Raw genomic sequence first — 19,407 nt, 5'->3', positions numbered from 1 at the left:
GGCATTCTCTTTGCCATCTTTCAACGTGAAAACTTTAGGCAAGCTTTGGTCCGAGCGGCAGTCTTCGCGAAAGGAAGTCCATGCGCTTCGTCAATCCGATCCCTTTCGTCCACGACATCGCCCGGTCGCGGGAATTCTACGAGAAGACGCTCGGCCTGACAGTTCGCGAGGACTTCGGAAACTTCGTCCTCTTCGAGAGCGGCTTTGCCGTCCACGAAGGCCGCTCGCTCGAGCGAACAGTCTGGCGGGAAGAACTCGCCTCGGCGGAACCCTATGGGCGAGGAAACCTGCTCCTGTATTTCGAACACGATGATGTCGACGCAGCTTTCGCACGCGTCGCGCCCCATGTGGAACTGATCCATCCGGTCGAACGGCAGGATTGGGGGCAGCGCGTGTTCCGTTTCTATGATCCGGATGGGCACGCCGTCGAGGTCGGGGAGCCGCAGGCGCTGGGATCCACGGTCGAACTGGAGAAGCGCTAGCTTCCTGCGAGGCTGAGCTTCATTGGGGGCCCGACGCTTCCGACGAAAGAGGAAGCGCCCAGGTTTCGTGCTTGCGAGGCGCTTCGGGGCCGAAGCGCTGCCGCTTTGCAGCCAATGCCCTAATTCGCCGGACGGACCTGATAGTAGACCGTCGACTGGGCGCCTGCCTTGGCGATCGTATAGACGTCGTAGGACGCCTGCGGGTCATTGCCCATGCCGAGCGAGCCTGCGGGCATGCCGGGCACGGCGATGCCGGCGATATCGGGCCGCTCAGAGAGAAGCTTGCGAACCGCTTCCAGCGGCACATGCCCCTCGATGACGTAGCTGTCGACTACTGCCGTATGGCAGCCTTCCACGTCGGCGGGCACCGCGAAGCGCGTCTTGATCGCCGACATATCGGCCTCGTCGTGCACCTCGACCTTGTAGCCGGCCGCCTCCATCGCCTCGGCCCATTGCTCGCAGCAGCCGCATTGCGGATCCTTGTAGATGGCCATGGTGCCGGCCGCAGCCGCGGCGGCTGTCGCAAAGAGGGTGATGCCTGCGATTGCGCCTGCTACGAAATGTCTACGTAACACGTCCATTGGACGCTCCTTTCCGGTTCTGCCTGACTATAGCATCGTGCCGGCCCGGGCGGCGTGATTTCGACCCGGGCCGTTTGTCGCAGCTTACTTGACTTCGGTCACGGTCAGCTTGCCGTTGACCCGGTCGGCGACGAATTCGATCGAGGCGCCTTCCTTGAGCTTGGCAAGCACCGCATCGTCGCCAACGCGGAACACCATGGTCATGGCCGGCATGTCGAGGTTCTTCAGGTCTTCATGATCGATCGTCACCTTCTTGGCCTTGGTATCGATTTTCTTGACGACGCCCTTGGTGAACTCCGCCGCGTGTGCGGGAAGGGCAAAGGCGGCGGCGGAGGCAGCGAGCGCAAGCGCTGCGAAGAATGTACCTACGGTCTTCATGGTCAGATCCTTTTCTATGATCGGGGATTACTTCTTCACGACGTCGAGCGGACCGTGCATGCCGGCGTCGTAGTGGCCGGGCACCAGGCAGGCGAACTCGAAGGTGCCGTCATTGGTGAAGGTCCAGTAGATGTCGCCGGATTTGCCGGGCTCGAGCCGGATGGCGTTCGGGTCGTCGTGCTCCATGTCGGGGAACTTCTCCATGGTGATCTTGTGTTCCTGGATCGTCGCCTTGTCGTCGAGAACGAATTCATGGGCCAATTCGCCGGCATTCTTGATCGCGAAATGAACGGTCTGGCCCTGACGCACCTTGATGGTCGCCGGGGTGAAGATCATCTTGCCGTCGTCGGTTTCCTTCATCGTGACGCGGATCGTCTGCGTCGCCTTCTTGCTGTCACCGGGCTCGCCGACGGACACTTTGTCGTGGCCGCCCGCGTGGCTGCCCGATGCGAGCGCCTGGGCGGAGAAGGCAGAGGCGACAACGAGCGCCAGAGCGAATGCTGTTTTCTTCATCGTATGGTTCCTGGTGGAATTGAGAGAATTCATCGTGGTCAGCCGTTGCTTCATGGTTTCGGCGTGATCACGGTCTTGGCACCCTTTGCCCGCGTTGCTTCCGGCAGTTCGCCGGTCCACTCCCAGGCTTGTGTTCCCGGCGGGTTCTCGTACCAGCCGGGATCGCTGTAATCGCCGGCGGAGATGCCTTCGCGCACCTTCACCACCGAGAACATTCCGCCCATCTCCAACGCGCCGTGCGGACCCCAGCCGGTCATCATCGGGATCGTGTTGTCGGGGAGCGGCATTTCCATTTCGCCCATGTCGGCCATGCCGGCCGTTCCCATGGGCATGTAGTCGGGCTTGACCTTGCGGATCTTCGCCGCGACCGATGTCTTGTCGGCGCCGATGAAGGTCGGGATATCGTGGCCCATCGCATTCATCGTGTGGTGCGATTTGTGGCAATGGATCGCCCAGTCGCCCTCATACTTTGCGTCGAATTCGTAGGCGCGCATGGCGCCGACGGGGATGTCGATCGACACTTCCGGCCACCGCGCCTCCGGCCGCACCCAGCCGCCATCGGTGCAGGTTACCTCGAAATCGTAGCCGTGCATGTGGATCGGATGGTTGGTCATGGTGAGGTTTCCGACCCTCACCCGCACCCGGTCGTTCTTGGACACGACCAGCGGGTCGATATCGGGGAAGATCCGGCTGTTCCAGCACCACATGTTGAAGTCGGTCATCTCCATGATCTTCGGCACGTAGGTGCCGGGATCGATGTCGTAGGCGTTGAGCAGGAACACGAAGTCGCGGTCGACGCGCATGAAGTCCGGGTCCTTCGGATGCACCACGAAGAAGCCCATCATGCCCATGGCCATCTGCACCATCTCGTCGGCGTGGGGATGGTACATGAAGGTGCCCGACTTCACGAGGTCGAACTCGTAGACATAGGTCTTGCCCGAGGGGATGTGCGGCTGCGACAGTCCGCCCACGCCATCCATGCCCGAGGGCAGGATCATGCCGTGCCAGTGGATGGTGGTGTGTTCCGGCAGCTTGTTGGTGACGAAGATCCGAACGCGGTCGCCTTCGACCGCCTCGATCGTCGGACCCGGCGACTGGCCGTTGTAACCCCAGAGATAGGCGGTCATACCGTCGGCCATTTCGCGTTCGACCGGCTCGGCGACGAGGTGAAATTCCTTGACGCCGTTGTTCATGCGGTGTGGCAGTGTCCAGCCGTTGAGGGTGACGACCGGGTTGTAGTCAGGTCCGCTCGTCGGCACCAGCGGCTTCTGGGTCGCGGCATTGTCCATGCTTGCCGCTTCGGGCAGGCCGGAGTTGGAGGTTTGCGCCCATGCGGCGGTGGAAACGAGAGCCGCGCCTGCACCAAGGAAGTGTCTTCTGTTGAACATGATCCTATTCCTTCTCAATGCCCTGCAGCGCCGGCTTCCGCCGTCGCGGGGGCGGCCGTTGCTTCGGCTGCTCCGCCTGATCCGCCACCGTGGATCGCCGTCATCAGATCGCTGTCGGCGAGCCAGAAATCGCGTTTCGCATTGACTGAGAGAACGGTCGAATCGACCCTCGCCCTGACGTCGGCAAGCAGTTCGAAGGTGCTGGTGATCATCCCGTTGTAGCTAAGCGTCGCCTCCTCCTCGATCTTGCTGCGCAGCGGCACGATGCTGTTGCGATAGTGGCGGGCGATATCGTAGCGCGAGCGATAGGCCTCATAGGCGGAGCGCGCCTCGGAGCGGATGTTGACCGCCTTTTCGGCAAGCAGGTTGGCCGAGCGCATGTGGGCAAGCTCTGCCTTGCGCATGCGCGCGTTGCCGCTGTCGAAGATCGGGATGACGAATTCGAGCTCGAACTGGCCCGTCGTCTCGACCTTGGTGCCGTGATCCTCTTGCTCCCGTTCCGCTTCCGCACCAGCGACGAGTTCCAGATCGGTGACGAAGCGGGTCGCCTCGGTCAGCTTGTAGGATTTTGCGACGGCCTCGAGATCGAGACGGGCGATCTGCAAGTCGACGCGTCGCTTCAGCGCCTCCGCCTCGATGCTATCCTTGCGGGCAAGCGTCTTCGGCAGGTCCGGCAGGCGGTTCGGTACCTGGTAGTCGACATCGGATCCCCACAGGCCCATCCGTCGTGTGAGGTTCTCCTTGGCAAGCCGCGCGGCAAGTCGCGCCTCGGCCGCCTGTCCGGCAAGTTCCGCATTGAAGACATGTTCCCGCGCCTGCGCGCCCTTGCCCATGGCACCGGTTTCACCGAGCTTGGCGGCAAGTTCCGAGGAGGCGTCAGCAGCAATCTGGGCCCGGCTCAACTGTCCGACGGTTTCCCAAGCAGCGACGGCCTCGATCCAGGCGCGACGGGCTTCAGCGGCAAGTTCCAGGGTCCTGAGCGCTGCTGAAAGTTGCGCCTGGCGAAAACGGGCATCGGCGATGGCAATGGTCTTGTCGCGCGTCAGCAGCGCCAGGATGTTGGTGGTGACCAGGCCCTCGATTGCGCGGTAGGCTTCGAGTTCCGGCGCGCCGATCCCGGTCGTGCCGATCGAGACGGTGGGGTTAAGGAAAAGGGTCGCCTGCCAGGCGTCCGCCGAGGCATCGCCAAGATCGGCGTAGGTCGCTTGAAGACCCTTGTTGTTGAGAAGCGCGATCTGAACGGCGGTGTCAGCGTCGATCGTCTTGCGCTTCAAGAGCGCCTTGACCTCGGCATTGACCTTGTCCGCCTGTTCTCGGTTCTGGATCCAGACGCTTTTCTTGGTCGCAGCTGTCGCAACCTTCGCATCCACCGTCGTAAAACCCGCGTCCTTGGCCGAATACTCTGCGTTGGTCGCGCAGCCGGCGAGCACGAGCGGCAGGCCGATGAGCGCCGCCAGCTTGATCTTGCGGCTCATCATGACGCGTCCCCCTTCTTGGGCGATTGGGCGTCGTTCAATGGACCCCACGGCTTCGGGCCGATCGGCTCGCGGTGGGTATAGCCGACAACAGGGCTTCGATACTGGAGGCTACGAATTCCGCTGGTGCCGTCGGCGGGATCGCCAAGGCTTGAAACCTCGGCAGGCAATGTGGCAGCGCATCCGCCCAGAATGATGGGCAGGAGCGCCATGGAAAACAAACGTTTCATGGTCAAACCTGAAATGTGAATGGCAGAGGTCGGCGACCGACCGGCAGTGGTCCGGGCGGGCCTCATCGCTGACCGTGCTACGGTGCCTCGCGTTTCAGTTGACGCGCAAAAGGCGGCCACAGCGCTTTGCTCTGCTGCATGTTTTTGCCCTTCAATCGGCTAGGATAAAAGGCAACATGCAGAAGCGGTCACGGCTTCACAAAGTCAGGCTTTTGGAGGGCGATGTAGGCCGTCGAGCTCACCTGGGGTCAGCTGCGGCTGCGGTCCGAAGTTGCGGATGGAGCGCGGGAAAACGGGATGGCTAGCGCCGGTATCGGCAAGGACTGCAACGGCGGCACAGAAGGTCTTGCAGCAATCCTTCTTGTCGGCCTTGCCGCTATCCTGGGTCGGCTTCACCTTGCCCTTGTCGAGGCTCGGGCAATGCTCGGTCGCTGCCTGGATCGGGTTGTCTGAGGACGCTTCGATCTGCTTCGAGCCGTGCGTGGCCGCATGTGTCATGCCGGATGCGGTGGAATAGGGCAGCAGGGCCAGCGACAGCATGACTGCCAGCTTCAGCACAATCAGCAAACGCAGATATGTGGTTCGCACCTTTTCCATAATCGATCCGTAAAAACGCCCGCGATTCCTGTCAATGCCGCTTGCGCTTCGCACCGTCACGAATGCGTGAGACTTTGCCAAGCGCATGGGACCACGTCATCCGCGGCGGCGGTTGCGAACAGGATCGATGCCGGCCGTGCCGAAACGGGCGGGCTCCGCCTGCTTTGCTGGGGTGTTCCCGGCATCGGCCAGATCGTCAAGAATAGGACAGTCCGGTCGTCCGTCGCCATGGCAATGGGCCGCGAGATGCTTCAGCGTCCGGCTCATCGCCTTCAGCTCCTCCGCCTTGCGTTCCAGGATCTCGACATGTTCGAGGGCGATCTTCTTGACCTCGCCGCTGGCACGCGATCGGTCGCGCCACAGCGCCAAAAGGTCGGCCATCTGCTCGACGGTGAAGCCGAGATCCCGCGAGCGGCGGATGAAGCGCAGCGTATGGACGTCGTTGTCGCCATAGTTGCGGTAGCCGGCTTCGCTGCGGTCGGCCTGTGGAATGAGGCCGATCGTCTCGTAATAGCGGATCATTTTCGTCGAGACGCCGGAGGCGCGTGAAGCTTCGCCGATATTCATGATTTCATCCTTGCAGCCGCCTTCGCGGCCATTCCCTTCGAATATAAGGGCTCTCCCCGGCTTCCGCCATGCTGTGGCGGGAAGCCGGGGAGAATGTCGATCTTACGCCGCGCGTCCTGCCGCGACCGGGCGGAATGCCCTCAGCCGCAGCGCGTTGCCGAGCACGAAGACGCTCGACAATGCCATGGCGCCGGCCGCGAAGATCGGCGACAAGAGCAGGCCGTAGGCCGGATAGAGCGCGCCGGCTGCTACCGGGATCAGCACAACATTATAGGCGAAGGCCCAGAACAGGTTCTCCTTGATGTTGCGGATCGTCGCCTTCGACAGTGCGATCGCATTCGGGACACCGAGCAGATCGCCGGACATCAGCACCACATCGGCGCTTTCGATGGCGACATCCGTGCCGGTGCCGATCGCCAGCCCGACATCGGCTTCGGCCAGCGCCGGCGCGTCGTTGATGCCGTCGCCGACGAAGGCGACCGCGCGTCCGCCTTGCTTCAGCTTCTTCAGCGCTGCGACCTTGCCGTCGGGCAGGACTTCGGCGATGACCTCGTCAATGCCGAGCTTGGCGGCGATGGCTTCGGCGGTGCGGCGGTTGTCGCCGGTGATCATCGCGACCTTCAAGCCAAGCTCGTGCAGCATGCGGATCGCCTGCGGCGTCGTCTCCTTGATCGGGTCGGCAACGGCGATGATCGCCGCAAGCTTGCCGTCGATCGCCGCATAGAGCGGGCTCTTGCCTTCGGAACCCAGGCGGGTCGCCTGCTCGGCGAAAGCGGAAACGTCGAGCTTCAACTGCGCCATCAGCCGGTCGGCGCCGACATGGACGGTGCGGCCCGTGACTTCGGCGCTGGCGCCGAAGCCGGGGATGGCCTCGAACTTCGCCGGCTCGGCGATTGCCAGGCCCTTTGTCTTTGCGGCCTCGACGATTGCTTCGGCGATCGGATGCTCGGAGCGGGTTTCGACGGCGGCGACCAGTGCCAGAACGGTATCGCGGTCGAAGCCTGCGGCGGTTTCTAGGTCGGTCAGTTCAGGCCGTCCCTTGGTCAAGGTACCGGTCTTGTCGACGGCGATGACGGCGGCATTGCGCAGCATCTGCAGTGCCTCGCCCTTGCGGAAGAGTACGCCCATTTCGGCGGCGCGTCCGGTGCCGACCATGATCGACGTCGGGGTGGCAAGGCCCATGGCGCAGGGGCAGGCGATGATCAGAACTGCGACGCCGTTGACGAGCGCGAAGGTCAGCGCCGGATCGGGGCCGAAGACCAGCCAGATGCCGAAGGTCAAAAGCGCGATGGCGATGACTGCGGGCACGAACCAGGCGGTGACGCGATCGACCAGCGACTGGATCGGCAGCTTCGCGCCCTGGGCCTGCTCGACCATGCGGATGATCTGCGCCAGCACCGTGTCGGCGCCGACCTTGGTTGCACGGAAGGTGAAGGAGCCGGTCTTGTTGATCGTGCCGCCGACCACCTCGCTGCCGGCGATCTTTTCAACCGGAACCGGCTCGCCGGTAATCATCGATTCGTCGACATAGGAGTTGCCGTCGATGACGCTGCCATCGACCGGAACCCGGTCGCCGGGACGCACCAGTACGGTATCGCCGGCGTGCACGTCGGAAAGCGGGACCTCGATCGTCTCGCCGTTGCGGACCAAGCGGGCGGTCTTTGCCTGCAGGCCCATCAGATGCTTGATCGCCTCGGATGTCCGGCCCTTGGCGCGTGCTTCGAGGAAGCGGCCGAGCAGGATCAGCGTGACGATGACGGCCGCCGCCTCGTAGTAGACGTTGGCAGTGCCGTCAGGCAGCAGATCCGGTGCAAAGGTTGCGACGACCGAATAGATCCAGGCGGCCGACGTGCCGATCGCGACAAGCGAGTTCATGTCGGGCGCCAGGCGGAAGAGGGCGGGGACGCCCTTCTCATAGAAGCGCAGGCCCGGGCCGAAGAGCACCAGCGTCGTCAGCACGAACTGCAGATACCAGCTTTCCTGCATGCCGATATTGGTCATGACGAAATCATGCACGGCCGGGATGAAGTGCGAGCCCATTTCGAGCACGAAGATCGGCAGCGTCAGGACGCCGGCGATCAGCAGCGAGCGTGCGAGCTTGCGGGTCTCCTGTTCGCGCTTCTCGCCTTCGCGGTCGACGCTTTCGTCGCCGGTGATGCGCTTGGCGGCGTAGCCGGCAACGCGAACCGCCTCCTCGAGCGCGGCGGCCGTTGCGATCCCCTTCGTCACGTGTACGGAGGCGCGCTCGGTCGCCAGATTGACACTGGCTTCCGTGACGCCCGGCACGGTCTTCAGCGCCTTCTCGATGCGCGCGACGCAGGAGGCGCAGGTCATGCCTTCGATTGTGAGTTCGATCGTGTCTTCGGCGGCGCCGTACCCTGCATTTTCGATCGCCTTGACGATGTCGGCGGACTTGGTGCTGGCATCGAAGCGAACATCGGCGCGTTCCGTTGCGAGGTTGACCGAGGCTTCGGTGACACCAGGCACGGCGCGGATCGCCTTTTCAACGCGGGAGACGCAGGACGCGCAGGTCATGCCCTCGACGGGTATGCTCGCACTCAGCGCGGCCGCGGAAATCGCTTCGAGATTGTTCGTTCTAATGGGGGTCACCGATCCCATGATCGTGCTCCTTTCGCTGTCTTTGTCACAAGATGGAGCTTCCAACGATGGGAAGGTCAATGGCGCTGCCGAACTTTCTCTGCGCCGCCAACCCTGATGGGCCAAAACTAATTTGAAGCGGCGCCAAAAACACACGGCACAAACCCAAAAAATCTTGGTGTTTCCGTTTGCGTATGTCCTTGATGTAAAATTGATTAGTCGCTCTCGCGCGATTTAAGCGGGCCCGCCGTTACTTGGCTTCGTCCTCGGTCCGCTTCTCGAAACGAACATTCGCCGCGCAATGACCATCTCGCGCCCGATCAGTCTTATGCTCCTTATCGCAACGGTTGGCATGTTCGTGCTGATGGTCGTGCCGTCCTTCCGGCGGACGTGCGAAGAAGCATTCGAGGACGAGGAAGACTGATCGCAAGCCGACTGGGAAACTTGATAACGGCGGCCACGTGCGGCCGTTATCAATTTCAGCTCGGTCCCAGGTGAGCCAGAAGCTCTCGCATTCGAAAGCCCTGACGGAAGGTTCGAATCTGGTCAAGGCGAAGAGAAGCTGGTCCGACATCGTGCTCGATGCCAACTGCGGTCCACGCTCAACAACGGCTTTGCGCCCTCGCTCCTTCCGGAATGGCCGGTGGAGTTCCCAAGAGCATACGTTCCCCCGGAGGCGAGTTTCCCGACCCGCGCTACTCGTCTTTGCTTGAAAGCAATTCGTCGAGCTGCTCCAGCTGTTCCGGCAATGCGGCCGCCGAGCCCTGTAGTGTTTCCTCAAGCGCCTCCTTGGACGGATAGATTTCGTGGAAATTCAGCAGCGTCTTCCCGCCCTGGTCCTCGAAGGTTACGGTCGTGACCGCGCCCTCTTCGCCCTCGTCGTTGGTCCAGACGATGCGCTCGTTCGGCACCACCTCGAGATACTTGCCGTAGAAGGCCATGGTGTCCGAACCGCCGGCGCCGAATTCCAGCCGATATTTGCCGCCGGTACGGACGTCCATATCGCACGATACGAGCGAAACGCCGGATGCCGATTTTGGCACCCACCAGCGCTGGAACAGCTCGGGCTGGCTCCACGCCCTGTAAGCCGTGCTCGGCGGCGCATTGAATGTCCGCGTTACGACGAGTTCGCGATCCCCTCTGCGCTCGACTGACATGCCGTGCTACTCACCACCGGGACTGTTAACTTGCTGAATCATCGCTTCCCTCTTTTTTCATTTCGCTGATGATTTCGTCCAATGCTTCGAAGCGGGCCCCGACGAGCTTGCGATGCGCCTCGATCCACTCGGCGTCCGCCTTGAGGCCGCGTTTCCCAAGCTTGCAGATCTCACCCATCCAACCTTCTGCGTGACGACGAGGCACGTATCGCCCTCAGGATCAATCCCGGTTTTGACCCCAAGGCTGCTGGCATGAAGATGGGCGGGGGCCCAAAGTTTGGAATTGACCAACGCTGAAAGCCGACCCTTGTATTCAGCGTAGTGGGCCGACTGCAGGGACGACGAACGGAGCGACGGCCCTTACTTCACCGTGATGGCAAGTCCGCTGAGATCGGCGTTGACTTGCAGGCCTACCTGCTTGCCTGAGAGCTCGAGTTGGGCACCCTTGTCATTGGTCATGGCGATCACCTGGGCCCCTTTGCCGACCGCGCTGCCACCGCCTACCGCACCGTAGACCCCCGTCACATCTCGGGCGCGGCGAATGTGGCGAACGGTACCATGGAAATAGGTCTTAGAAGCCCCGAAGGCGAGGCCGCCCGAGATGCCGCCGACAGAGATGGGATAGCGGCGACCATGGAAGGTCAGCGTGCCCTCGCCGCCAGAACCACCCACAAAGAAGGCAGCCTTGTAGACTGAGAAGCTGATCGTACCGCTGTCGGCATGCGCGGAGCCGGCAAAGCTGATTCCTGCTGCAGCGATAACCGCAGCCGCGACTGAACGAAATCTGGACGAAATCTTCATGATGCGAGTCTCCTCATAATCGAGGCTTACCCAGCCAGGAGGGCGCGTCAGCGTCATGCCAAAGTCACAGCTGAACAGTCTTGCCCGTCATTAGTTCCAAGCACGCGGCCCGAATCCGGCTGCGAGAAGGCCGCCGGCTCCTGTCGACGGTGAAGAGAACGTCGCCCTTGCGAACCACGGCATTGTCGGCGACCGCAACGCGATCGACGAGCCCGGTGACGTCGGGCGCAAGCGAAACGATGATGCAGCGGAACTATCGCGCTCGCCAGCTATTGTTGCGCGAAAGGAGCGCACCGATGACAGACATCCGAAACGCCACATTCTACGTGTTGGAACCGGACGATCCCCCTACGCCCAGTGATGCAATACCTGTCAGTTTTGAAGACGCCTTCAAGGAAGCTGAAAAGCTCACGGCGAGCGGCCGCGCGGTTCACGTCCTTTACACCGAGGATGCAACCCAGATTCAGCTCACCCGCTTTGCCGCGGCTGGCATCAGAACGAGCCTTGCTCCGCAAGGGTAGGGTGGATTGGCCGCGCAGGGCGCGAACCTCGGATCACAAAAACCACGGAATAATAACGGCGAGGTTCGTGTCTAAGTTACAAGCGGCGAAAAATGCATTCCGTTCGGAGGACATCCGATGAATACCGGGATCCCGCGACTCTCGATCATTGTCTCCATCATAGGTGTCCTCGCCACCGGTTGTGTCGCCGTTTCGGATCAGAAGACGGGGGCAATTGCCTCCAACGGCGGCTATGGGCCGAACCCGACGCTGCCAAAGCCGCGACCGACGCTTATCCCCACGATCCGGATCGCCGAAGCGAAAGGTTGGCGGGACGGCACGGCGCCGACGCCCGCAAAAGGCTTAAGGGTCAATGCCTTCGCCACAGGTCTCGACCACCCCCGTTGGCTGCACGTCCTGCCCAATGGCGATGTGCTGGTTGCTGAAAGTAACGCGCCGGAAAAGAAGGGCGGCGGCTTCAGCCTCCGCAAGCTGGTCATGGGCGCCGCAATGAAGCGTGCCGGCGCGGCAACCAAAAGCGCCAATCGGATCACGCTCCTGCGCGACACCGATGGAGATGGCGCCGCCGACATGCGCCGGAGGTTTCTGGAGGGACTGAATTCGCCCTTCGGCATGACTCTTTCGAACGGCACGATCTACGTCGCCAACACCGATGCCCTCGTCGCCTTCCCCTACAGGAGCGGCCGCACCCGTATAACTGCTCCGGCGCAAAAGATTGTCGATCTGCCGGCGGGCGATCTCAACCACCATTGGACCAAGGACGTCACCGCCAGCCCTGACGGGCGCAAACTGTACGTTACAGTCGGCTCGAACAGCAATGTCGGGGAAAACGGCATGGCAGCGGAGGCGAACCGGGCCGCTGTTCTCGAGATCGACCGCGCAAGCCGCCGCACGCGCGTCTTCGCCTCGGGCCTGCGCAACCCGAACGGCCTCTCCTGGAATCCGCAGAGCGGCGAACTCTGGGTCGCCGTCAACGAACGGGATGAGATCGGTAACGATCTCGTCCCCGACTACATGACCTCCGTCCGCGATGGAGGCTTCTACGGCTGGCCCTACAGCTATTTCGGCGGGAACGTCGACGCCCGCGTCAAGCCACAGCGTCCCGATCTCGTCGCCAAGGCTATCAAGCCGGACTATGCGCTGGGCTCGCACACCGCCTCGCTGGGTCTTACGTTCTCAAAGGGCGCTTCAATCGGCCCACTCTATCGCAACGGAGCTTTCGTTGGTCAGCACGGCTCCTGGAACCGGAGCGTCTACAGCGGCTACAAGGTTGTCTTCGTGCCTTTCCGAAATGGCAAACCCAGTGGCCGGCCACAGGATATTCTCACGGGCTTTATCGGCCCCGACAACAAGGCAATGGGTCGTCCGGTCGGCGTAGCGATCGACAAAAGCGGCGCATTGCTTGTGGCAGATGACGTCGGCAACGTCATTTGGCGCGTAAGCCGACGCAATTGAGAACCGAGCGCAGGTATAGAACTCATTTTGGCGAAGGGGAGGGGCGTGAGTTCGTCTCCGAAAGCCGACAAAGCGCCTGACGGCGAGCCTAAGCGCAGTATCAGCACAGCCTCAGCTTGTTGCTCAGAATAGGCGCCTTTCGAGAATGACTGCATGTCTCGCGACCCATCGGCGACGCAATAGACCATACTGTCCGATCCCACGACGCGGTAGATCAACCGCCAAGGCTTGTGCGATAGCCCATATTCTATCGTGGCCAACCGCATCGAAAGGAATAACGACGCCAGCAGGCGTGTCATACGCTTCGACAACAAAAAAGATGGAGTTATTGCAATGAGGATCGTTACCTTGATTACCGCCTCGGCGGCCTTGCTGATCTCCTCCGGTGCGATCGCCCAAGCGGACGACCATCTATTCCAAGCGCAACAGAACGGATTGGCGGCTGGCGGCACAGCATCTTCCAACACACACGCTTTCACGACAAACAGTGCAGGCCATAGTGGTACCTTGGCGCCCGGTCAGGGCAGTCCCTTCACCGGCCATGACACCCAGACGCCCGCTACTGATACCGATGCCGCCAACCAGCACGCCAACGTGAAAGTCCGCTAAGGCTGAAGGAATGGCAAGGGCTCCGCGTCTCCCTGCTCTTCGACGGCCCCGTTACATAGGCGATCGAGGCAGCGGCGCCGGCTCCGAATCTGAGGCGAGGCCGGCTGGCTGGGGGAAGGCGAGGAGGTAACGCTCTTGCTGGCTGGCTTGGCGTGGTCGTACTGGCCTGACGGCATTCCTTGATCTGAAGCCGGGCGAAACGTTGCGAGTGTCACCGGAGCGGCAGCATGCGGGCGACAATGGAGTGGAGCACACAGCACAGCACGCCCGCCAAAATCAGGGCTATGCGATGTAAGCTTCGTGATGGCTTCACTAGAACATTGCGATGCCTGCGCGCCCTCGAAGTGGTAGGATAAAGTTGGCCATTGGAGTGTGGGCGGGAAAATGGAGAGGCGGCTCACCGCAATACTCTCTGCTGATGTTGTCGGCTATAGCCGCCTGATGGGAGAGGACGAGGTTGGCACCCTAGAGCGGCTGAAGGCCTGCCGCCGGGAGTTGGTTGATCCCGCCATAGCCGACTTCCATGGCCGCATCATCAAGCTCATGGGCGATGGTGCGCTCGTTGAATTCGCGAGCGTTGTGGACGCGGTTCAATGTGCCGCCGTGATCCAGCGGAGAATGGCCGGCCGCTGCGAGGCTGTTACCGCGGCACAGCGAATTCAGTTCCGTATTGGCATCAATCTCGGTGACGTCATCGTCGAAGGCGATGACATCTACGGCGACGGCGTGAACATAGCCGCGCGACTGCAAAGTGTGGCCCAGCCTGGCGGGATATGTATATCCGGAACCGCGTTCGATCACGCCGTGCACAAGGCCAATGTCGGCTTTTCGGCCCTCGGTGAGCAGCACCTGAAAAATATAGCCGACCCGGTCCGTGTCTATCGCGTTCTGCTCGACCCATCCGAGGGGGGAAAGGTCTTGACGGTCGGCCGCAGGCACGGCCGTCGGGCTATTATCTTGGTAGTGGGCCTCGCCGCGATGCTGATCGGAACCTTGGCGATCGTCTTCGCATGGCAATGGTCGTTTGCCCCGCAGCATACATCGGTTGCGGTGCTGCCATTCGCCAATCTGAGCGGCGACCCGGCCGAGGATTATTTCACCGATGGCATCACCGACGATCTGATTACCGATCTCGCAAGTCTATCGGACGTGGAGGTCACCGCCCGGAATTCGGTGTTCGCTTACAAAGGCAAAGCCGAAGCTGCGGCGGACATCGGACGCAAACTCGGCGTGCATTTTGTCGTCGAGGGCAGCGTTCGTCGAACGGGGGATCAAATCCGCATCAATGCCCAACTGATCGATATCGCAAGCGGCGACCATGTTTGGGCCAAGAGGTTCGACCGGGACGAAGCGGAGGTATTCGTGCTGCAAGACGAGATGAGCAGGCAGATCGCTAAGGCACTCGGGTTAGAGTTGACCCGGTCGCAGACCGAACGGATTGCCCGACCGCCGACCGCGAACCTTGAAGCATATGACAATTATCTGCGGGCCGAGCAGGCGACGAGGACCGGACGCCCTTCCGAGTTGCTGGAGGCCCTAGCCCTGTTTGACAAGGCGGAGGCGCTCGACCCCGGTTTTGCTGAGGCCTTCGCGGCCGACGCGCGCGCCACCGCTTACGTCTGGCGAAACGCATTTGACGACGTTCTCCAGAGCGCATTGGCGCGAAAAAGGGCCTACGACAAGGCAAGCCGTGCCTTGGCGCTCGACCCCGCCCTTTCATCGCCGTACGCGGTCCTTGCCGTCATTCAGGTCGTGGAGCGACGCTATGAAGAGGCCATCGCCTCAGCACGGCAGGCGATAGCCCTCGGGTCCGCCGATGCCGAAGCGCAGATGGCCGTCGCATACGTTCAACTGTTCTCCGGAAACCTTGCCGAAGCCGCTGCGGCCGTCGAGACGGCGCTCAAGCTCGATCCGAACCTGTCGGCCATCGACCGGTATACCGCTGGGCTGATTTTCTATCTACAACGCGACTACGTGAAGGCCATCGAAAATTTTGCGCTTGCGCGCGATGGTTCGCCCGGAAACGGCTATTTCGTTACCCCTCTCGCTATGGCCTACGTCCAGGTCGCCCGGCTTGAGGATGCCCGTGCGGCTGTCGCCGAAGGAATCCGGCTGCTCGGCGGTAGCAAATCTGCGGAGTCCCTGGCGGGCTGGCGGATGAGTCATGCCCACTTTCGAAACGAGCAGGACTTGGCGTTTATCCTCGATGCCCTGCGCGAGGCCGGTATGCCGGAGTGGCCATTCGGATTCCAAGGCGACGCGCACGACCGGTTGAACAGTGACGAAATAGCGAGCACGGTCATGGGGAAACTTCTGCGGGGTAAGATCGGCCCCTCCGGAAGCCCGGCACTCCTGCAGGTTAACCGCGATGGCAAGGCGGCATTCCGCTCAGCAACGCAGATGATGACCGAAACGGTTTTCGTCAAGGGGGACTTGCTCTGTGAGCAGAGTGAAAACGCATTTGGTCAAGCCGATTGCGGCCCGGTCTACAAACGTGCAAGTTCGCCCGATGAAGGCGGCTATGCTTACGTGAACTCGAGCAAGGTCTTCTACTTCTCGCCAGTCAAATAGATACGCGCATCCGTGGCGGTTCAGTGATATTGATCCAGCTTGAGGTCGGCCGCGATCTTCGGCCAATTGTCATCGGCTTTGGCCACTGCTTCCACCGCGTGGGTCGCAAACCAGTTCGCACCGCCCTGATCGTAGGTCAAGTAAAGCTTGCCGTCGATAATCTTGAACGCTTCTGGATCGATGTTTACCGTGACTGACCCGAATGCGACCTCGCCCGCGCAGTAGCCGCCATACTGCGGCGCATACTTCATCGGCTCGCTGATAAACATTTCGCGGTGTTTGGCATTGGCGAAATGCCAGGGCGTCCCCAGCCATTCGTAGGAGAATTTTTCGGAACCTTTCATTGCCTTGCCGCGGGTGAAGTAGGCGACCGGGTCGTATCCCATGATCGCTACGCCGCCGAAGTAGCCTGTGTTCACCGAGTCATCGGCGAAAGCTGATGGTCCACCAACATTGGCTGCGATCGCAAGGATAACCATCGCCACAGATCCGCGAAGCCCCCGAGTCGGAGCGCGTTTGCTCATCGCATGCATCGTTCCCTCCTGCTCAATCGTGGATTCCCAAACACTTCATGTAATCGTCGTCGCCCAAAACGCTGGCCGGAGGACAGGTCGCGCCATGCCGCTTCAACAGCCGGACAATGTCGGTATTGCCTTTCCAAAACGCCCGTGTGATGGGCGTGTAGCCGTGAACCTCCACACGGCCGACATCGGCTCCCCTGGCGAGAAGAAACGTAGCGAGAGCGACGTGGTTTTCCTCCCCGGCAACCATCAGCGGCGTCACACCCGCCTTATTGGCCGCATCGTCGAGCGTCGCGCCGTGGGCGAGCAGTAGTTTGGTGATCGGCAGGCTGCCAGAAAAGGCCGCGGCATGAAGCGGGGTAAAGCCGCCAGAGTTTCGCGCCATAACGTCGGCACCTTTATGTATCAGCAACTCGGCGATTGCGAGCTGGTCGGCCAAAGCAGCGTTTATCAGAGGCGTTGCTTGATCGTGCGCCCGGCTGTTGACATCGGCGCCCGAGGCCAGAGCCTTCTCGACAGCGGCGGAATCTCGGGCTGTTACGGCATCGAACACGGAATTCCCCGCGGCGGCGATTGTCGCCGTGAAGATCAGCGTTTCCAATGCCAATAACCCGCGCATGGCTGGCCTTTCTAGGTTTCTAAAATAGCATGGACCCTGTTTTTTGGGTAGGCGGCGACGCGCCTAGTCTCGTGTAAGCCCCTCCTTGTGGGCGATCACAATCATAAGGAGAGTAGTAGGTTTCAAAGCGGGCACGCGGGTCTTTGTCAAACACTGTGCGGCATAGCACCGGCCCTGACTGCACAGCGTATCTAACGCGGATTGTGCCGCGGTGAGGTCCACCAAAGGGGTGCTTGGTGTCAAACGCGTGAATCTGTCCGGCCGGCATTGCCTCAGGCAAAATGGTGCGCTGGCTTTAACTGCGTGGGGGAGGGCGATGCCGGGGCACAGTCGATTGGGGCCCCGACCAGCTGCGCGCGAGAGCCTCGTCAGCACGTCGCGTGTCGTCGCCTTGCCCGAAGCGAGATCGGCGTGGAGGATCTGAAGGGCGAGAAGATCATCTCGTTCTCACGGCAGAACCTCTCTGACACTGAGCGATATTTCACTAAAAAGTTCGAGGAGCACGATCTGTCGAAGAGTTTCGCCTATACTGCGACGACACCTTCTCGCTGGTGTCGTTGGTCTCCGCAGGTCTTGGCATCGATCTGCCCAACAGCAAGTTCGAGCCCATGGAGGTGAGGGGCATCGACTTCCCTGGCCTTCCCGCGGCGCGGCGTGCCGGGTAGTCGGCCCCGGTCCCCGGCTGATGGCTTGGCTCTCCTAATTCTCTTGGCAGACGGCACTTTTAAGCGATTAAGGCCCGCGCGGACGGACTCTCCAACATGCTTTTGCTATCTTCTAGCTCGGCAACCTTTGCCGCTGCCTCCTTCAGCGACGACTTTCTCTGCTCGGAACTTACGTTGACCCCATCTGCAGTGATAACCTCAGGACTGGCGATTCCGATGAAAGTCAGCACGCTCTTCAGATAGCTCAGCGTGTGCTCCAATTTCTCTGCTGGTGAACCCGGTCCGTAGAAGCCGCCGCGCGCCAACGCTATGATGACGCGCTTGTTGAACACCAAGCCTTCGGGTCCCTTTTCGGTGTACCGAAACGTCTTGCCCGGGACGGCGATTCGATCAATCCACGCTTTCAGTTGGCTGGGCACGCTGAAATTATACTGGGCTACGCCGAGAACGACGGTGTCGGCTGCCAGGAACTCTTCCAGAACAGCTTGGCCAAGCGCAAGGTCGGCCTGAAGCGCGGCATCATGGCTCGCTTCCAAGCCTCCCCTGACCACGGCTACGTAGTTGCCTGAGAGGTGTGGGATCGGCTGGGCTGCAAGGTCGCGATACACCACGTCAAAGCCAGGATTGAGATCCTTAAGGCGTGTGACCACAGCCGCCGAAAGCGCTCGGCTGACGGAGTTTCCGCCGAGAATGCTGGAATCGAGATGCAGGAGGGATGGCATCGATGAACCTCACACACGGAATTGAGCGGGGATGGGGCTGAGCAAGATGGAAGTCTCGATCAACAGAAATGATTATAAAGTCATTTCGACGATATAGTCAATATGAAAGTTCACTGATCATCTGGAAATTAGAAATGGGTCACGCCAGCTTTCGATCGCCTCTGTCGCGATTTTGCGGTTGCCCTTTCAGGATGGCTTGGCCTGCTGCATCCGTCGATCGGGCGCGGCGCCGGGAAGCGAAAGCTCCAATACAATTGAACGCAATAGTCAAAACGACTATATGCTCATAGCGAGCCACGGGATTTGCGGAGCAGGTTGACGAATGGCAAAGATAAATATGGAGCGCCGGGCGAAGATCGGGCGCGAAAGGCGGGCCAGGACGCACGCGCAAATCGTCGAAGCGGGGACGATGTTGCTCGCGCAAGGGCCCGCCAAGGCCCTCACAGTGGAAGCTGTTGCAGAGGCAGCGGGCCTCGCCAAGGGCACCTTCTACTATCACTTCCAGAATATCGAGGAGTTGGTTTCTGAGGTAACCGGGCAACTCGGCCGGAGTTTCGACGACGTGCTGTCGCCTGATCGGTTCGAGATGAGCGACCCTATCGCCCGTATTTCTTTCGCCTTCACGCAATCACTGGAAAAAGCGATTTCAGACACTGGCTGGGCGCGGTTGGTCGTTCAGAGCGCGCAAACCCGCGGCGAGTTCGCCCGCAGTGTTCGCGACAATCTCAAAACCGAGATTGCTGAGGCGATTGCCCAAGGGCATATGACAGTGAGGGACCCGGAACTGGCTGTCGACATCCTCGTTGGAATTTGGCTGCAGGTGACCCGTGGCATTCTCCAACGAGTCGCCCCCCCTGAATTGTCCAGCCAGGCCCTGGAAGCGGCACTTCGGGCCATCGGGAGCGCCCGACCCAAGAGCCCGAGTCCTTGATGGGTTCTGGCGAAGCTTCCGTGTCG

21 protein-coding genes and 3 pseudogenes are annotated in these 19,407 nt (G+C 61.2%); 7 read left to right on the top strand and 17 right to left on the bottom strand.

Annotated elements, in window-relative coordinates:
• Nucleotides 1-80: 80 nt before the first annotated feature.
• On the top strand, nucleotides 81-482 hold the full coding sequence (locus ACN9MO_RS24900) for a VOC family protein (RefSeq protein ID WP_057251530.1): 402 nt from the start codon (nucleotides 81-83) through the stop codon (nucleotides 480-482).
• Nucleotides 483-601: 119 nt separating this feature from the next.
• On the opposite strand, the gene ACN9MO_RS24895 is transcribed toward ACN9MO_RS24900, so the two are convergent.
• From ACN9MO_RS24895 to ACN9MO_RS24835, 13 genes and pseudogenes are all read right to left on the bottom strand, one after another.
• Nucleotides 602-1,057 (bottom strand): DUF411 domain-containing protein, encoded by a 456-nt coding sequence (locus tag ACN9MO_RS24895; RefSeq protein WP_057251540.1) that lies wholly within the window; start codon nucleotides 1,055-1,057, stop codon nucleotides 602-604.
• A gap of 90 nt (nucleotides 1,058-1,147) precedes the next feature.
• A complete protein-coding gene (locus ACN9MO_RS24890; RefSeq protein ID WP_057251531.1) occupies nucleotides 1,148-1,441 on the bottom strand; it encodes a copper-binding protein in 294 nt (97 codons plus the stop codon).
• A gap of 27 nt (nucleotides 1,442-1,468) precedes the next feature.
• A complete protein-coding gene (locus ACN9MO_RS24885; protein ID WP_425987133.1) occupies nucleotides 1,469-1,954 on the bottom strand; it encodes a cupredoxin domain-containing protein in 486 nt (161 codons plus the stop codon).
• Between the two features lie 50 nt (nucleotides 1,955-2,004).
• Nucleotides 2,005-3,342, bottom strand: coding sequence for a multicopper oxidase family protein (locus tag ACN9MO_RS24880; protein WP_057251532.1), 1,338 nt, complete (start codon nucleotides 3,340-3,342; stop codon nucleotides 2,005-2,007).
• Between the two features lie 14 nt (nucleotides 3,343-3,356).
• Complete coding sequence (locus tag ACN9MO_RS24875) at nucleotides 3,357-4,817, bottom strand: TolC family protein (protein WP_425988215.1); 1,461 nt, start codon at nucleotides 4,815-4,817, stop codon at nucleotides 3,357-3,359.
• Nucleotides 4,817-5,047 (bottom strand): hypothetical protein, encoded by a 231-nt coding sequence (locus ACN9MO_RS24870; RefSeq protein ID WP_082615889.1) that lies wholly within the window; start codon nucleotides 5,045-5,047, stop codon nucleotides 4,817-4,819. Before ACN9MO_RS24870 ends, ACN9MO_RS24875 begins: the two co-directional genes overlap by 1 nt.
• A 204-nt stretch (nucleotides 5,048-5,251) precedes the next feature.
• A complete protein-coding gene (locus ACN9MO_RS24865; protein ID WP_057251534.1) occupies nucleotides 5,252-5,644 on the bottom strand; it encodes a hypothetical protein in 393 nt (130 codons plus the stop codon).
• A gap of 96 nt (nucleotides 5,645-5,740) precedes the next feature.
• Nucleotides 5,741-6,211 (bottom strand): Cu(I)-responsive transcriptional regulator, encoded by a 471-nt coding sequence (gene cueR / locus ACN9MO_RS24860; protein ID WP_057251535.1) that lies wholly within the window; start codon nucleotides 6,209-6,211, stop codon nucleotides 5,741-5,743.
• Nucleotides 6,212-6,313: 102 nt separating this feature from the next.
• On the bottom strand, nucleotides 6,314-8,746 hold the full coding sequence (locus ACN9MO_RS24855; protein WP_244495635.1) for a heavy metal translocating P-type ATPase: 2,433 nt from the start codon (nucleotides 8,744-8,746) through the stop codon (nucleotides 6,314-6,316).
• Between the two features lie 758 nt (nucleotides 8,747-9,504).
• Complete coding sequence (locus tag ACN9MO_RS24850; protein WP_112994676.1) at nucleotides 9,505-9,966, bottom strand: SRPBCC family protein; 462 nt, start codon at nucleotides 9,964-9,966, stop codon at nucleotides 9,505-9,507.
• Between the two features lie 25 nt (nucleotides 9,967-9,991).
• Nucleotides 9,992-10,167 (bottom strand): annotated as a pseudogene (locus ACN9MO_RS24845) (ArsR family transcriptional regulator); the annotation flags it as partial.
• A gap of 159 nt (nucleotides 10,168-10,326) precedes the next feature.
• Complete coding sequence (locus ACN9MO_RS24840) at nucleotides 10,327-10,767, bottom strand: hypothetical protein (protein ID WP_113479946.1); 441 nt, start codon at nucleotides 10,765-10,767, stop codon at nucleotides 10,327-10,329.
• 64 nt (nucleotides 10,768-10,831) lie between these two features.
• On the bottom strand, nucleotides 10,832-11,008 hold the full coding sequence (locus tag ACN9MO_RS24835; protein WP_425988212.1) for a biotin/lipoyl-binding protein: 177 nt from the start codon (nucleotides 11,006-11,008) through the stop codon (nucleotides 10,832-10,834).
• 55 nt (nucleotides 11,009-11,063) lie between these two features.
• Here ACN9MO_RS24835 and ACN9MO_RS24830 point away from each other — a divergent pair, with 55 nt between their 5' ends.
• Together ACN9MO_RS24830 and ACN9MO_RS24825 are read left to right on the top strand one after the other, a co-directional pair.
• Complete coding sequence (locus ACN9MO_RS24830; protein ID WP_113133988.1) at nucleotides 11,064-11,288, top strand: hypothetical protein; 225 nt, start codon at nucleotides 11,064-11,066, stop codon at nucleotides 11,286-11,288.
• A gap of 117 nt (nucleotides 11,289-11,405) precedes the next feature.
• Nucleotides 11,406-12,743, top strand: coding sequence for a PQQ-dependent sugar dehydrogenase (locus ACN9MO_RS24825; RefSeq protein WP_057255114.1), 1,338 nt, complete (start codon nucleotides 11,406-11,408; stop codon nucleotides 12,741-12,743).
• 143 nt (nucleotides 12,744-12,886) lie between these two features.
• Here ACN9MO_RS24825 and ACN9MO_RS24820 read toward each other — a convergent pair.
• A pseudogene (locus ACN9MO_RS24820) lies at nucleotides 12,887-12,982 on the bottom strand (type II toxin-antitoxin system RelE/ParE family toxin); the annotation flags it as partial.
• 13 nt (nucleotides 12,983-12,995) lie between these two features.
• Here ACN9MO_RS24820 and ACN9MO_RS24815 point away from each other — a divergent pair.
• Nucleotides 12,996-13,352, top strand: a complete 357-nt coding sequence (locus tag ACN9MO_RS24815; RefSeq protein WP_244495726.1) for a hypothetical protein — start codon at nucleotides 12,996-12,998, stop codon at nucleotides 13,350-13,352.
• 384 nt (nucleotides 13,353-13,736) lie between these two features.
• On the top strand, nucleotides 13,737-15,923 hold the full coding sequence (locus ACN9MO_RS24810; RefSeq protein WP_112994302.1) for an adenylate/guanylate cyclase domain-containing protein: 2,187 nt from the start codon (nucleotides 13,737-13,739) through the stop codon (nucleotides 15,921-15,923).
• 20 nt (nucleotides 15,924-15,943) lie between these two features.
• Here ACN9MO_RS24810 and ACN9MO_RS24805 read toward each other — a convergent pair whose 3' ends face one another.
• Together ACN9MO_RS24805 and ACN9MO_RS24800 are read right to left on the bottom strand one after the other, a co-directional pair.
• Nucleotides 15,944-16,456: a YHS domain-containing (seleno)protein gene (locus ACN9MO_RS24805; RefSeq protein WP_112994301.1), complete on the bottom strand. Its 513-nt coding sequence runs from the start codon at nucleotides 16,454-16,456 to the stop codon at nucleotides 15,944-15,946.
• A 13-nt stretch (nucleotides 16,457-16,469) separates the two neighbouring features.
• Nucleotides 16,470-17,063 (bottom strand): ankyrin repeat domain-containing protein, encoded by a 594-nt coding sequence (locus ACN9MO_RS24800; protein ID WP_057255118.1) that lies wholly within the window; start codon nucleotides 17,061-17,063, stop codon nucleotides 16,470-16,472.
• Nucleotides 17,064-17,459: 396 nt separating this feature from the next.
• Between ACN9MO_RS24800 and ACN9MO_RS24795 the strand changes: the two are divergent.
• Nucleotides 17,460-17,695 (top strand): annotated as a pseudogene (locus tag ACN9MO_RS24795) (LysR family transcriptional regulator); the annotation flags it as partial.
• A 92-nt stretch (nucleotides 17,696-17,787) separates the two neighbouring features.
• Here the strand turns inward: ACN9MO_RS24795 and ACN9MO_RS24790 are convergent.
• Nucleotides 17,788-18,450 (bottom strand): FMN-dependent NADH-azoreductase, encoded by a 663-nt coding sequence (locus ACN9MO_RS24790; RefSeq protein ID WP_057255119.1) that lies wholly within the window; start codon nucleotides 18,448-18,450, stop codon nucleotides 17,788-17,790.
• Between the two features lie 322 nt (nucleotides 18,451-18,772).
• On the opposite strand from ACN9MO_RS24790, the gene ACN9MO_RS24785 reads away from it, so the two are divergent.
• On the top strand, nucleotides 18,773-19,381 hold the full coding sequence (locus ACN9MO_RS24785) for a TetR/AcrR family transcriptional regulator (protein WP_057255120.1): 609 nt from the start codon (nucleotides 18,773-18,775) through the stop codon (nucleotides 19,379-19,381).
• Nucleotides 19,382-19,407 lie beyond the last annotated feature (26 nt).

It is taken from the genome of Ensifer sp. R-19 (genome assembly GCF_049905105.1).
In the GTDB taxonomy this organism is placed as follows: domain Bacteria; phylum Pseudomonadota; class Alphaproteobacteria; order Rhizobiales; family Rhizobiaceae; genus Ensifer.
The sequence above is the reverse complement of the archived record's forward strand: the minus strand, read 5'-3'. Positions and strand labels throughout refer to the sequence as shown.